Raw genomic sequence first — 14620 nt, 5'->3', positions numbered from 1 at the left:
CCGTATCATCTCAGACCAGGTATAGGTTATTAACACAGGCTTACACATATCCCATAGAATAATCAAACCCTCCACTGATTATCATATAAAGACATAAGCATCACACTCCGAAAAGATAGCTACTGTGAGGACGGTAGCTATCTTTTTTATTAAAAGAAACCGACTTAGAAGGAGGTTATCCATATCGTCAAACCAGTAGAACTTACTCATTTAGACAAAAGGGACACTTTTTAGGTTCAGGCACATACGAACCTCCTAAAAGTATCTAACTAAACTATTAGAAGTTATCTTCCCACGTAAAAAGCCATTGATTCAATCAACCAATGGCTTTCTCTTTTCTATCCTTTGGATTCATACAATGCTTACATACTTGTTTATACGTTGTCCGATTTCTTCCAACATACAAATCCTTCGGCTTTTCTTTCAATTCAAACTCTGCGTTCGCCCAATATCGACGATTGCATAAATCACAGAACTTAGTCGCAGGAAGCCCATCGCCTTTAGGCATGGGAGGAATGCGATGCCTTTGCTTCCTGCAACTGATAGCTGTACCCATCAAATCGTTGAATGATTTGACAATGTTTATAGTTGATTCCTTGGGCGATTCGTTTGCCCTCTTTATTTTTAATATCAAAGCTTCCCGTTTTGCGACAAGCAACTTCGCCATACCACGTACCTTTGTATTTTCCCTTTGGAACAATAGCTTTTATCATGTCGCCAGTTTGAAATCCAAATACCGTTTTTTGTCGCATCAGGTATCCTCTTGGAAACCCAAATTGATTGACATTCGTGCGACAATGAGAGCCACGACCTTTTGCTTTGATGTGCAATACTTGATTTGTTTTCAATTGCAATGAAGGGGGTGTCGATTCTCCTATGCAACACGCATCATAGTGATGGTCTTTTGGAAGTCCAATGGCAATACGGTTCATTTTGGTTCTTGCTCCTGTGCCACACTCCACAGATAGCCCCGTTGCTTGTAATATTCCATAAATTTTCCAACGTGTCGCATTGACAACGGCAGAATCTTTAAAAAAGGCAACATTTCCTTTGACGTGGGGAAACCCAAATTCCTCTGCTGTTTGGTTCCCTTTCCGTTGATTACAGTCATGACAAGCAATGGTTAGGTTATCTAAACGATTGGAGCCTCCTCTTGATTTTGGAAGAATATGTTCCACTTCCAACGGAATATTCGTTTTGCCACAATACGCACAAGTGCGATGATATCGTTCTAAGAGATACTGACGCACCTCATAGCCCATCAACGTTCCTTGTTGGTATTCCACACCCGTTATGCTTGGATTTTGTAATAGTTGCGTATCAAACTTGACATTTTCATAGGAAATGTCAGTAAGGGGAATGATTTTTTGGAATCGGTTCACCCATGTTGCAATGTTATGGACACGACTTTGTAAGGAAGGGGGAACCCAACCTTTTTTCCGTTTACGATTAACAAAACGTGGTGGACGATATCGCAAATTCTTGGAACGTCTGCGTCTGCGATAAGCCTTTCTTTTTTCCAAAAGCTCTGTAATATCGGAACGGTGATGTAATTGTGCCATAAAAACAACTTTATCTTGCTGTAAAATGGCAAGCCCTGTATGGCGACTACCATAATCAATTTTTAAACGATAATTTTGTGCCTTTGTGGAAATTGATTCATTCAAAATAATGGTAAATGGATACCTTTTGAAAATTTTGGCTTTCTCTTGTTTTAATAGTTTCCTTGCTTTGGCTGAATGACAAGGGTCTAATGGTTTTCTATTGGTATCTAAGACAAAGACCATAATAGGATTACTCCTTTCCTCGCCCGAAGGCGGTAACATTCTACTCGACCATGTTGAAAGAGCTTGTTCAGCTTACCGCACCGACTCGTACCACCCAAGTCTTTTAACGATAAACGACAGAAGCAACGGACTGTAGAAGCATCCGTTGGTGTCATGACCCCATCAACGTAGCGGATTTGCACCGCTTGGTCTGGTCATAATAAGGCTTTTACAAGCCCACGCTTTTAAGCGTGTGGTTTATGACCAATTCAGGAATTAATCTTCACTTGAAATAGGCGTGATTCTAAATAGCTGATTAAAAATCGACTTATCCTTGTCAAATTCGTTTTCGACCTTCTGATTATCGATATAACAAGCAATTTCATCCTCTTCTTCTATCATTTTGATATCCAAACCCATCTGATTGACGATTTCCTGTGCTTGTCTCCAATCACCTCCAACGAATCCATTGCTCCAGTCATCTGAGGTGATACAAAACTTCTCCTTTAACTGATATTTCACCACTAAGGCTAACTGACACAACAGAAGATTATGTCTGCCTGGATAATAGTTAGAAAATGAAAAAAGAGCCTTATCTAAAATCGTGAATATGGCATCCTCTTTTCTTGTTGTGATGTGAAAATGGGCGGGTCGAGTAGTAGGAAAGGCTACCAGGACATGTTCCCTGTCTATCTTGTATTCCGAAACCAACTCACGATTCTTATCCACAATGGTTTGAACCAAATCCAATAACCTGCTTGAAAATTCCTTAACCTCAAAATCCATGTAGAAAGCATGACTTCTACTCATTGTTTCTCCCCTTTTTCACTATCAACTTGAGAGCTAACTAAATGGTTATGCTCATTACCGAACGCCCATTTGGTTCACGCCCAATATTGGGTTCCCACTTCATCCATTGCACCATAGAAACATTCAACATCTTCCTCATCCGTTTTTTTAAATAAAAAATTGCACCTTTCTGAGATGAATCCTAATTTAATTTCTTCGAATAGGATATTTTCCTTACCTAACTCTCTTATTTTTTGATGGATGTTATCCGTTTCAGCTATTCTCCAATCGTGATACAGTTGTTTACCTAATTCAAATTGTGTTTGCACCATAACAAAAAACCCCTTCCTAATTGTGTTCAAAAGAACGACTGTTGTATATAAACTTCTATATCGTATTCAAGAAGGAACAGATATATAAGACAAAAAAGAAACCCTGCATACAAAGTATGAGAGCCTCTTCTGGTCATGCCTTATTTTTGGTTGGCTTTAATTGCCTGCTGAATGGAATTGTTCAGTTGTTGGTTGGCGATTTTTTTGTTGTTTGCGGTATTCAGACTAGATTCGTCAAGTGTTTGTGTTTTCGTTAAATCCAACAGCCACACATTGACATCAGGTGTTACTTTGTTGCCTGTGGCACTAAGTTTCGTAAAGTAGGCTTTCAAATCCTTGGCTAACTGACTATCAGGGTATTTAGCCACCGTATCGTGATAATTTTGAATGATTTGCGGAAGTACCTTATTATTTTTATCTACCAAGAAGCTATTGTTTGTACCAAAGTAAACTTGGTAGTAATAGTTCTTGCTGTTTTGCATGGCTTGCTGGTAGAAAGATTTTGGGAACTTCTTCATATTGCCTTCTATTTCAATGATACGTTGGGCGACCAGGTTCATATCAAAGGAATTGGCATCTTTATTGAAGAATGGTTTTTGGTTTTCTTCCAGGCTAAACATTGCCATTGCCTTCAAATCATCATTCATATATTTACCGTAGTTATCTAAGACCCACTTCACATCAGGTCTTGCCAGGTATTGATTGCCTGTCGGGGAGATAATGAAACGATTAGCATGCACTTCACTGAGGAATGCTTTTAGTGTGGCATCTTGAATCGTGTTTACAGCTTTGGGGTCATTTAAATTAACACCCTGTTTATCGTATTGAGTCAATACCGTTTGAAGCCCCTGAATTTTGTTGTTTAAATTAGGTGTTTGCTGGTGGATAACATAGAGAAGTCCATCCACAGCGTTGGATGCATCCTGTTTGTTCAACCGTGTGATGTTCTTTTGTAATTCTTTTTCAATCACAGATGGTGCAGATGGCTTCAATACCTCTGTCCCAAATGTTTTCATATAGGTCGCTTCTTCTTGTGCAGTAAAGGCGGGTTGAGCGGTAGTCGTTTTAGCCGTGCTACAACCCGCTACCGATACCATTGCCGTAACTGCTAGGGTTAAGAGCAAAGGCTTATTTTTCATGAATAAATCACTCCTATTAATTAGTGTATATATGAGAAGAAAGCCCATTAGCTTTCCTATGTATCTACTTCTGTCATTATAACTATTGTTTTGACTTTAGTCAATATTATAATATAGATGTTTATAAATAAAAAAGGAAGAGGATAATCCCCTTCCCTTACAGTTTGTTATTTTGCGAACTTGAAGAATAGACCCGCTATTCTTCCTAGCTCCATGCTTAGTGCAAATTCAAATTCTCTTGTGCGGTCATAAGCACCAGATTGACGGTGTACCTGCTCGTGAATCAATACCCCCATTAATTCATCGAACGGGTGGGCTTCAACATCGTCTACCAATTCAGCCAATACATAGACCAAATCGGTTGTCCAATTGTATAATCCCCACGTAGAGTCCGTGACAACGTCTGATTTAAATTCCGCAACCAATTCAATTCGATTCGAAAGCCGCACCCCATAGAGTTTGGAAAACAACTCTTTGGCTTTTTCCCATCTTTTCTTTCCTTTTACTGAAAGTTTTTTGGGGTCGAATCTCTTTTTAATCGCATTTTCGTCTCCCTTTAATGTCACCACTTTATCCGCCGATTGAATACCAAGCGAAGATAAGACGCTGACTAACGTTTGAGACAGGCTCAGAATAAGTTCGTATCCTTTATCTCTCGCTACCCCGTCGTAATCCGTACCTGTAGCAAAACAAGATTTCGGATAAACTTTGTCCACCACTTGTTTCCATGTGGCTTTGGATGGAGCAGTGAGATAGAGCGACAACTGGTGTTCCATCTTTTCAAATTGTCTATCCGTGATAAACGTTTCGATGACTTTCTTGTTTTGGGTCATCGACAACATCGTTGCCATCATACTTTTGGCTTTCTCAATGTTCACCGATTTTCTGTCTCGTGACATGAGTTCTTTTGCCGAAAGAAGATTGTAGCTAAATAGACTATCGATGTGTTGAACAAACACGCCATTCACGAATAGGTTCCCACCTGGTGTGTAGATACCTCCTGACATGTCCTTAAAGTTTTTGTTGAACTCCAAAAAGAAGTTTTTAGCTTGATTTAGTTCCTTTTCGGCTCCTATAAAAGTAATATCCGTACCCACTCGTTTCTTGCTTTTAGATAAGTGAATTACCAGTACATCCGCATGATATTGCGTATCTCGTTCAATCGTAGCGGTGTATTCGAATCCTTTCGTTACCACTTTAAATGAACGATTATTTCGGGCAAGTATAAGAGATGCCATCTTCAACCCCTCACCAAACATTCCAATTTGGTCGTCGGTCTTGGTTGAATTACCGAACAAGAGGTTTTGTCGAGAAAGTCCATCTCCTTTGTCACTGATGCTGATAACCCCATCTTTATAGCTGATACTGCAACGAGTATGCGTATCTAATGAATTGGCAATCAACTCCTTAATGGCATCAATTACTGTCCATTGATTTCCGTACTCCTTGGTAATCGGATAAACCAATCGGTCTCCTAAAAGGATTCCTTTATCTTTGTATTTCCTTGCGATTTTATCTGCCCGTTCAATACCATTTCTCTCTAGTACTTTTTGAACGGAATACGGAACATTTCGCAACAAAGTGTAACCAGCTTGCTTGGCAATGAAATCTTCATTATCCCAACCATCCACGGCAAAACACGCTTTCGGAAATACTTTCTTCACGATTTTCTTCCAAACAGCATCGTTGGTTGGATAAAATTGTGCTTGGTACTCCGCAAAACCCGTTTTTTCCTGCCACTTTGTTAAAAACGTTTCAATTACAGATTCATCGCTTGTTTTGGCTAGGAATTGTTCAATCAAAGCATTAAGTTTATACGTATCCACCGCATTTCTATCCCGTGTAATCACGATGCCTTTGTCTTTTACGTTGTAACTAAAAATCGCTTCAATTTTAGCGGTTTCCAGTCCATTGGAATACACAACACCTGGTTTATCCAGGAAAACTTCCATTTCAGGCAATTGAATGCTCTTCCGTCTAGAACCTTGAAATTGAGCAAACATTCCTTTTGCCTCTTCCAGTTCTTCTTGAGTCGATTTAAATACAATAGAAGTACCTTTGGAACGTTTGTTTTTCTCAAAGTAAATGACCAACAATTTGACACCAAACTCTTCATTGTATTCAAGCTTGGCTTCATAGGTATAGCCTACGCTCTCAATCTTTACAGGTGAACCTGAACGAGCTAATACCAGGAAGGCAACTTTCATACCCTCGCCAAATTGTCCAATTGCACCGTCTCCTTTTTGCGACACCCCAAAAATGAAATGTTTTTTCATGATACCCGTCCCGTTATCGGAGATTCTGGTTTCGGTTCCATTATGGGTGATGCGAACCTTATCGCCTGCATCCAGAGAGTTTGCAATAAATTCTCGAATGGCTTCCTTTCTTGTCCAATTGCCAACATAATCTTCGGAAACTGGAAAGATTAGTTTGTTTTTATCGAGAAGAGCTTCTCCTTTATAATCCCTGGCATACACACTACTGTCTTGAAGTCCAAGATACTTTAATACCTGCAGAACGTTGTAAGGGATGTTACGCAACACCGTATAACCCATTGCGGTTGTATATAAATCAGATTTCATATCCGAAGACACAACAGCCTTTGGATACAATTTGCTCAATACCTTCTTCCAATTTTCTATCTTACTTTTATCAGGTAAGAACGAAAGCTGGTATTCATATGCCGTAGGATTCGTCTTAAAAGAAGCCAAGTATTCCCGAATTAATTTCTGGTTTTTCGCTTCACGTAAGATTTTTACGATGTTTTCCTGTAATTTGGCAGTTTCGACGATGTTTCTGTCCCGATTGGTCAATCGCTTGTCCTCAATGTTATAGCTGAACAAGGTGTTGGGAAGCCTCGTCGTCTTAAGCCCCAAGATATAAATATCTCCTGCTGGTAGGTACACATTTTGGTCAACTTTATCCAATTCCGTTAAGGATAAAAAAAGCCTTTTCGATTCATCCAATTCTTCTTGGCTACATTGAACAAAAATTTCCGTACCGTCTTCTGGTTTTCTGTCATTCGGCAGAAAACGTAGTTTCATAATCGAACTCTCAAATTTTTGGGAATCAACCTTTTCAATGACTACGGTGAATCCAACGGTTTCTACCCATACACTCCGATTGTTTCGAAGTAAGGTAATAAATGCCATTTTTAAGATAGCGATAGGTAAGGGTATTCCACGTCTAAAGCTTTTGCTTTTCCGTTTGGAATCCCTTTTCCCCCGCTTCACACTGTACGTGCGACTTTCACCGCATACAGCGTTCCATCAAGTTGCGAAAGCATGGCTAACTTTCTTTACCTGTTATACTGCTAACTTTTCTCTATACACCAGTACTTTTTTCCATTGTTTGCTATTTAGTTCACTTAGATGGGTATTGCCATCATGTAGTTTAATATGACATTCCTTACATAAGGAAGCTAAGTTGTTCACCTTATTAATTAGTTCCATTGGAAGTTTAGGATGAATATGATGTGTGTGCAAATTGTAACCATCGAGATATTCACTGCAAATTTTACATTTCCCTTTGTCTCTATTGAACGCATAAGCTCTGTTTAGAAAATATTCAAAGTTATATTTAGGACTCCATACGAATCCTTTGTTGAATGCTATTATTTTTGCCAGATTTTCTGACATTATCGTATCACACCTTGCATTTAACGGTTTCTTTAATGTTCGCTCACGATGTAGCTTTCTTCCGTTTGCAGAGTATGGGGTTTCGTCTTGATTTTTCATTTTCCCCATTCTCCATTCGCAAAAGGCTAAATCCGTTAGTGCAATTATACGCCCTTCATAGACAAATGCTGGTTCTTTCGTTGTATAATGTTGGTGGATATGCCTTAGATTGTCGGATTCATTGGCTTTAACCAATTTCCCGCCTCTTCGGTTGATAATTCTATGGATAGCACTTGTTTTTATAATCCAAGAATATTTCCTCATAATATTGCTTACTTTTGTAGCAATAGAGTAGTAGTTGATTACACCTCTTATTTTGGAATTCACTAAGTTAAGTTGGTATATTCTTCCTTCGGTTGTAGGATGTCCGTTAATCTTTTTAACTGATTTGAGGATATCCTTAACTTTTGTTTTTAACCGCTGTTCGTCTGGTTTAATACTGCTTATCCATCCGTCTTTTGAATTTCCCTTAACTCGTCTATAGGTGAATCCTAAGAAGTGAATCGGTTGTTTCTTGACGTTTGTAATCTTCGTCTTTTCTCTGGAAAGTTTAAGTTTGAGATTATCTCTAAGGTAATTCTCAATGATATTCTTCCACTTTATTGCATTTTCCCGTGAGTTTGTGAAGGCAACCCAATCATCTGCATATCTAATCAGGAAGATTGGTATAAGTTTTGTATGCTTTTTAAGCATATTAAACTTTGCATCTCTACTTTTGTAGTGGTGTGTTGTCTTCTTATTATCCCAGGCGTTTGCCACGAACCAATCAAAGGAGTTTAGATAAACATTTGCTAAGAGAGGGGAGATGATACCTCCTTGTGGAGTTCCTAAGTCGTTTACCAACTTTTCTTTCATAACTCCTGCTTTTAACATTTGTTTGATAATCATTAGAACCCTTTTGTCGTGAATGCCCATATCCCATAACTTTCTAATTAGGACAGTGTGATTCACGTTATCAAAGAATTTACTAATGTCTCCTTCAATAACCCAATTGTTGTTGGTGCTATGGGCTATGTGAGCAATCCTTGATATGGCATGTTCGGCATCTCTTTGTGGTCGAAATCCGTATGAGTGTTGATAGAATTGAGCTTCTAAGATTGGCTCAATTACAATTCTTACACATTCTTGTACTATCCTATCTTCAATGGTAGGTATTCCAAGCGGTCTCTTTTCTGTCTTTCCAGGCTTATCAATGTGTACCCGTCTAACGGGTTTTGAACGATAACTTTGGAAGTGTTTCTGAAAAGTATTAATGACCTCTGGGAACGGCTTTTCTAAGATGTCCCTTATTGTCTTCTTGTCACTACCAGGTGTTTTAGAACCTTGATTGGCTTTAACCTTGTGAATAGCTGTTTGGATAACTACTGGTGAACAGATGATTTCCAATAGTCCACCAAATGAGATTTTCTTACCTGTATTGAAGTGTTCTTTGCTTTTGGCATAGAAGCTATCAATTAAATCTCGTAGTTGTTGCTCTGTTTGTGGTGTTAGATAGTTAGATTGCTGTACCATAATATCGCCTCCTTTGATAAAGAGGTGGATTATTGGTATGCGTCAGGTATGGCTTCGCCTTCCCTAACAGGTTAACAAGATAACAGTTCAACTTGACTATGGGCCTTCGCTCCACAGGAATTACCCTGCTTCAACACTACTACGCCCTGCTGTCACCAAGATTCAACAGTCATTTCCTCCTGTTTAGACCTCAAACGAACAATGGATTGTTCTCGGTTCTTCCTGGCTTCTAACGTTCCCTATACCGTAGCTTTACATATTACCGTAGGTGTCTCCTCTAACCCGTCTAACAGCCTTTTACCCATGCGAGCGGGTGCAGACCAAAATGCCTTTTCTGGCATAATACAGACATAGCACGAAGGACTACTATATCCATGTTAGAACCTCATTTCTGAGGCAGATAATCTTCTTATTCGACTATCCATTCGTTTCGAGTTTTTACGACAGAGATTCCTCACGTCACCTTAGTAATTTTATAGCCCCCATACTACTTCGCTACCATCACAGGATTGCTTTTCGCATACTTCACCGAGCTTCACACATCACGGAATCCATTCTGCAACGCATGTCGGAGGATTAGGGTAGGATAATGGCTCGCTACATCCTCATGCAAGGAACTTCCCCTTGCTAATTCCAGTATAGAGTTCAACCTTATTAAAGAAGTAAGGTTGCCTGCGCTTTATTGACGGTTTCCCATCAGATTAACGCAGGAACGTTACGCACCCTTCCCCAAATTGTCCAATTTGGGAATCATCTCGACTCGATTCACCAAAGATAAACGCTTTTTTGGGAAGCCCTTCTCCGAAGTCACGAATCACGGCATAGCCATCCACATATTCCGTCTCGTATTTGGCTTTCGTATCCAGCATATTAGACAATAACTCCCGAAGTGCTGAGAGGACGTTCCAATCTTTATGCCCATACTTTAACGAAATAGGATAAATCAGTTCTTCTTCACCATCAAATGGTTTCTTCCTTGTTATCAAAGAAAGCCCATACGAAATTTTTTCTTTCGTATCTCCTGTTACGGAACTAACCAATACTTTTACAGATGACTCTTTTGTTGCGTTGTTAAAAAGAGAAAGTTGTTCCTTTTCCACAATTTGTACCTGTTTGTTTGCCTGTGCCATAAATAAATCTCTCCTTTTTAAGTAAAATAAACCTGTTTATTTAACAAAAAGTTTGTTGCCTATCCTTTTTGTTTGTACTATTATAGAAAAAATTTGATGGTTTATAAGCGAAACAGCGATGACAATACTGCTAAAAATTTCCTCGGGTTATCAATATTTTGTAAAAAATGCTTGACTACTACATATATGTATGATAGGCTGACTTTAGAAGCAAGATATAGCGTGTCCAAAAGAAAACATGCACTACATATAGGAGGAGAAAGACATGAAAGCTTTTTTCAAAGACATCAAAGAAAATTGGATTGCAGAAGCCACTTGGGTTGGAAGCGGAATTATCGTTGCGATGGTGTTGAAGTATCTGGTAACAGGACATATCTAACGAAAGACTCGTGATGCGGGGGGAAAAAATAAGGAAGGAGAAAAGGAAATGCGCACATTTACTAAAGGCTTTGTAAAAGATATTCCAGGAGACGTTCTCTATATTGTTGCGGGTGTTGCTGTAGCTTTTTTGGTTAAACTCTTTTTCTAAAGGATGATACCTCTTGAAAATAATCGTACATACATAGATGCCCTGCCTCTCAACATAAGAGTGCGGGGTATTTTGCTTGCAAAAATTCTCATAGAAAAACCCCACTTCAATGAAATTGAACATGGGGCAACAACGCTATTCCTTACGTATGAGCATCACACGAATGGATTCTTCAATAGCAAAGTCTATGGCTTGCATTAATTCTTCATCTTCAGTAGTTAAAATGGCGAGTTCTTCTGCTTTTAATTTGATTTCTTTTTGAAGTTCTGGATTGAATTGTTCACCATACACGCCTTTCTTACAGTTTTCTTCAATCTGTTTCTTAATGGCTCTTTGCAACGGGTTCATTACGCTAATTCCTCCTTTAGAGTGTCATGGTATTCTTTCCCTTCATTGTATTGCTCAAGTTGTCTTACTAATCACAAAAAAGTTGCTTACTCGTCACTATTTAGGTTAGTACAAAAAAAGAGGAATACCATCGTTATAGCATCCCTCTCTCTTAATTAATATTGCTTTATTGTTATCTTATCCGTTTTGGATTCAGACTCATTAAACCGAATCTCAAATCCTTTTAGTAAGTTGAGTTGTTTGATTTTCTCATAGTCCTTTAATTCCTCTTCAAGTACACTTTCCCCAACAACTTGAAGCATAACTTCATAGGCAAATTGCATGTTTCTCATAAAGGATAAATAGCTGTCTGTTCCACAAAGATGATAGTAAGCCGACATGCCTTCATCTGCTTGACCTTCTTGATTCTCGATGGAGCCAGTCTCACCTTCTTTATAAGTCTCCCCATAAAAGCGGAAATGAGAGCACCCATCCCATTTTACGGATACGTCGGCAAAAAATTTGCTTTAAAGGGGGTTGTTCGCCTCTCCCCACGAAACGACCTCAAAAATTTCTCCGTTTATGGCTAGTTCGGCATTTGCATTCGTAACGAAATAAGCAATAACTTTTTCCCCATCCATCAGTTCTGCTTTTATTAACATAGTAAAAAACTCCTTTGTGTATGAAATATATGGTAAAAAAATCGATTAAAAGAACCAAATCCCTTCTTTCATCACGCATCTTTAGCCCTAATAATTCATTCTATCAATCAGCCACCTTTCTTTTATCTTTCGGAGCTTTTTATCATTTTCAGGTAGTTTCCGAGGTGTACCCGCTCCTTCATAGCCTATTGAAAAATAGTAATAAATCATATCTTTATACAGGTTAACTGCAGTTTTTAAGTTGGGCGAATCCAGTAACTTCTGAAACATTTGATTGTTACACCAAGCCCCGCAGAAATCATAGACCTGTCCATACGTTTTTTCAATGTAAGAAACATCCTTACGTATTTGATGGTATTTTTTACTCCAATTTTCCGAAGCCATTAGTCCACCTCCTTTATTACAGCTATTTATGAGCTAACTTCTTTAGTTCATTCGCTTGATTGGCTAATTTGTTCACCAAATGCGATGTATCTTCAGTCGTTACCATACTTTCTTCGATTAGTACGATAAGATTTTTCATATTTTCTATCATACGACTCGCCCTTGAATTATCTTTAAAGTCCACGATTAACAAGTGCTCCTTTAACTAACTTTATGTCTTTTAATCATCTAGATAAGTGGTGGATATGACTTCTTCACCCAACTTCAATTCTAATTTCGTATAGGATTTAGACTCGTACTCCCCACCAACCTTTTGCGTTTCAATGGTTAAATTACTTTTTAAAAACTCCTTCACTTTTCTTTCTAATGCTTTATCATCCACAATTTATCTCTCCTTTTTTCTTACTATCAAGCCAATTAGGGTTTGTATACAGTTCCCAAATGTTTTCATATTGGATACTACTTGCTTTTTCCTGTCCTTCGCTCCGTATAATGATTAGGTCAATCACAACAAAACCAAATTCATCCTTGTATTTACCTAATTTTTGGTAATAAGGATATTTCTTTGCCACCGTTTTTTTAGACATGTTTACTCAACCTTGGCTTCTTCAATGAATTCTTTCAGCAAAGAGACGCCGTCCGTTTCATGCTCAATGACTTCAAATGGTTTTCCTAGTTCTAAATGTTTGAGTGCGACTTGTTGCATATATTTTTCATAGGAATAACCAAGAAACTGCTCCACTTCCCGCTCCGTTGTTTGCGAAAGCAGAATTAATCCTCTTCGATATATGTATAAAAGTTGTTCTAGATTCTTAATTTTTTCTTCCTGTTCGTTCGTGTTGCGCTCTTCATTTTTGTCATCCATTTGATTCACGCTCCCCTCTAACTAATCTCTTATTGATTGTATCTTTTATATTCAATTTAGTCAATTATTTTTTACATAAAAACACATTAGACCCCATCAACCTTCGTTGTTTTATCAATTACTAAATAGAAGCATAAAACATAAGAATAAAACATTTAAAACGGAGGAATATCAATCATGAAAAAGAAGAAAAAAACGTTTCTTGCGATGGGTCTTCTTAGTGGATTGCTTTTAACAGGATGTGCGCAAAACAGTGTTGACCAGCAAGCCCAACCAAATGTCCAAGCGCAACAGCAAGTGCAAAAACAACAAATTCAGGCGAACACAGGCAAGTCTACCAATAACGTACAAACTCCAGCAATTCAACTAACCGCCTCTCAGGTGGCAACCATGAAACAAACTCTTGATGACCAGGATAAGCAAATTAAAGCCTTAACGGACGAAGTGGAATACTACAGAAGTTATGTAAAAGATTTCACCGCTACCTTTTCATCAGATAAAATGAAAACATACATCGACAAAGAATGGACATACACGCTGTCTGTAAACAATGTAGACTTTCCGAAAAACGGCATTTTATCCTTAACCGACAAAAGTTTTACTCTTCAATTGAATGAGCAAAGAGTTAAATACACGATTCTTCCTGATGAAATGAGTAAGCAGGGTAAAATCCAAACCGACTTACCTTCATCCCTATCCTTTGAATCCACTGATATCAAACACGATGACAATCAGAACTTGGGAGACATTAACTCAACACTTACTTATTCATTTAAAGATATCCCATCCAACACCACCATTAAATTTAAAATCAGTGATGACTTGAAGGCGAAGCTTAAAATGGATACGAACGAGTTACAAATTCAGGTTCAATAACAAATTGTAAAAGAAAGGGATACTTAAAAGGTCGCTTTCTTTTTTTATACATAAAAAATAAGCGTCCGTGAACGCTTATTGAAAATCTTTGTATAGCATGCTTCCTTGAATTCCTTGGTTTCCCTGATACTTCCCACTGGTGTATTTTTCGCTTTCACCCTCAATCTCATGGTAGTAAATTTGACCAATCTCTACATACGGGTAAATACGGACAGGCTGAATCACAAATATTTCCAATGTCCAGTAACCCGAAAAGCCATTGTCTCCGAATCCTGCCGTGGCATGGATAGCGATGCCGAGTCGTCCAACAGAGCTTCTTCCTTCCAGCATGGGAACCAGATTTTCCGTTCTGGTATGCTCAACTGTGCGTCCGAGATACAACACACCAGGCATCAAGACGATTCCCTCCTCTGGAATAACAATTTTTCTGGTCTGGTTCTCTTTCTTCATATCCAACACCACTTCGTCGTAAACCAAAAGCTCGTTGTGCAGTTTTAAGTTGTAACTATTTGGATTTACCTGCTTTTCATTAAAGGGGTCGATGAATATCTCTTTACCCAATCTTTTTTTGATTTCTAATCCAGAAAGAATCATTCGTGTATCTCCTCCTTTTCTTAATCCTTTATTTTATG

At 38.4% G+C, this 14620-nt stretch carries 17 protein-coding genes; 1 reads left to right on the top strand and 16 read right to left on the bottom strand.

Annotated elements, in window-relative coordinates; translation table 11 throughout:
• Positions 1–500: 500 nt before the first annotated feature.
• The 15 genes from iscB to PP175_RS28210 all read right to left on the bottom strand — a co-directional run bounded on the left by iscB (position 501) and on the right by PP175_RS28210 (position 13112).
• On the bottom strand, positions 501–1787 hold the full coding sequence (iscB, locus tag PP175_RS28280) for an RNA-guided endonuclease IscB (RefSeq protein WP_272443552.1): 1287 nt from the start codon (positions 1785–1787) through the stop codon (positions 501–503).
• A 255-nt stretch (positions 1788–2042) separates the two neighbouring features.
• Positions 2043–2576 carry a hypothetical protein gene (locus PP175_RS28275; RefSeq protein WP_272443551.1) on the bottom strand — a complete coding sequence of 178 codons (534 nt, stop codon included), beginning with the start codon at positions 2574–2576 and terminating at the stop codon, positions 2043–2045.
• A 74-nt stretch (positions 2577–2650) separates the two neighbouring features.
• Positions 2651–2887 (bottom strand): hypothetical protein, encoded by a 237-nt coding sequence (locus PP175_RS28270; RefSeq protein WP_272443550.1) that lies wholly within the window; start codon positions 2885–2887, stop codon positions 2651–2653.
• Between the two features lie 140 nt (positions 2888–3027).
• Complete coding sequence (locus PP175_RS28265; RefSeq protein ID WP_272443549.1) at positions 3028–4026, bottom strand: hypothetical protein; 999 nt, start codon at positions 4024–4026, stop codon at positions 3028–3030.
• 167 nt (positions 4027–4193) lie between these two features.
• Positions 4194–7070 (bottom strand): ATP-binding protein, encoded by a 2877-nt coding sequence (locus PP175_RS28260; protein ID WP_272443548.1) that lies wholly within the window; start codon positions 7068–7070, stop codon positions 4194–4196.
• A 261-nt stretch (positions 7071–7331) separates the two neighbouring features.
• Complete coding sequence (gene ltrA, locus PP175_RS28255; protein WP_272443547.1) at positions 7332–9215, bottom strand: group II intron reverse transcriptase/maturase; 1884 nt, start codon at positions 9213–9215, stop codon at positions 7332–7334.
• Positions 9216–9916: 701 nt separating this feature from the next.
• Positions 9917–10345, bottom strand: coding sequence for a hypothetical protein (locus PP175_RS28250; protein WP_272443546.1), 429 nt, complete (start codon positions 10343–10345; stop codon positions 9917–9919).
• A gap of 664 nt (positions 10346–11009) precedes the next feature.
• Positions 11010–11222, bottom strand: a complete 213-nt coding sequence (locus PP175_RS28245; protein ID WP_272443545.1) for a hypothetical protein — start codon at positions 11220–11222, stop codon at positions 11010–11012.
• A gap of 155 nt (positions 11223–11377) precedes the next feature.
• Positions 11378–11602 carry a hypothetical protein gene (locus tag PP175_RS28240; protein WP_272443543.1) on the bottom strand — a complete coding sequence of 75 codons (225 nt, stop codon included), beginning with the start codon at positions 11600–11602 and terminating at the stop codon, positions 11378–11380.
• Positions 11603–11728: 126 nt separating this feature from the next.
• Positions 11729–11863: a hypothetical protein gene (locus PP175_RS28235; RefSeq protein ID WP_272443542.1), complete on the bottom strand. Its 135-nt coding sequence runs from the start codon at positions 11861–11863 to the stop codon at positions 11729–11731.
• Positions 11864–11950: 87 nt separating this feature from the next.
• A complete protein-coding gene (locus tag PP175_RS28230) occupies positions 11951–12247 on the bottom strand; it encodes a hypothetical protein (protein WP_272443541.1) in 297 nt (98 codons plus the stop codon).
• Positions 12248–12269: 22 nt separating this feature from the next.
• Positions 12270–12431 carry a hypothetical protein gene (locus PP175_RS28225; protein ID WP_272443540.1) on the bottom strand — a complete coding sequence of 54 codons (162 nt, stop codon included), beginning with the start codon at positions 12429–12431 and terminating at the stop codon, positions 12270–12272.
• A gap of 36 nt (positions 12432–12467) precedes the next feature.
• Entirely contained in the window at positions 12468–12629 is a 162-nt protein-coding gene (locus PP175_RS28220) for a hypothetical protein (RefSeq protein WP_272443539.1), read from the bottom strand.
• Complete coding sequence (locus tag PP175_RS28215; protein WP_272443538.1) at positions 12622–12834, bottom strand: hypothetical protein; 213 nt, start codon at positions 12832–12834, stop codon at positions 12622–12624. Before PP175_RS28215 ends, PP175_RS28220 begins: the two co-directional genes overlap by 8 nt.
• Before the next feature lie 2 nt (positions 12835–12836).
• Positions 12837–13112, bottom strand: a complete 276-nt coding sequence (locus PP175_RS28210) for a hypothetical protein (protein ID WP_272443537.1) — start codon at positions 13110–13112, stop codon at positions 12837–12839.
• Positions 13113–13289: 177 nt separating this feature from the next.
• On the opposite strand from PP175_RS28210, the gene PP175_RS28205 reads away from it, so the two are divergent.
• Positions 13290–13988 (top strand): hypothetical protein, encoded by a 699-nt coding sequence (locus PP175_RS28205; RefSeq protein ID WP_272443536.1) that lies wholly within the window; start codon positions 13290–13292, stop codon positions 13986–13988.
• A 75-nt stretch (positions 13989–14063) separates the two neighbouring features.
• Here PP175_RS28205 and dcd read toward each other — a convergent pair whose 3' ends face one another.
• On the bottom strand, positions 14064–14582 hold the full coding sequence (gene dcd, locus PP175_RS28200) for a dCTP deaminase (protein ID WP_272443535.1): 519 nt from the start codon (positions 14580–14582) through the stop codon (positions 14064–14066).
• Positions 14583–14620 lie beyond the last annotated feature (38 nt).

The sequence above is a fragment of the Aneurinibacillus sp. Ricciae_BoGa-3 genome (assembly GCF_028421645.1).
Taxonomy (GTDB): domain Bacteria; phylum Bacillota; class Bacilli; order Aneurinibacillales; family Aneurinibacillaceae; genus Aneurinibacillus_B.
The sequence above is the reverse complement of the archived record's forward strand: the minus strand, read 5'-3'. Positions and strand labels throughout refer to the sequence as shown.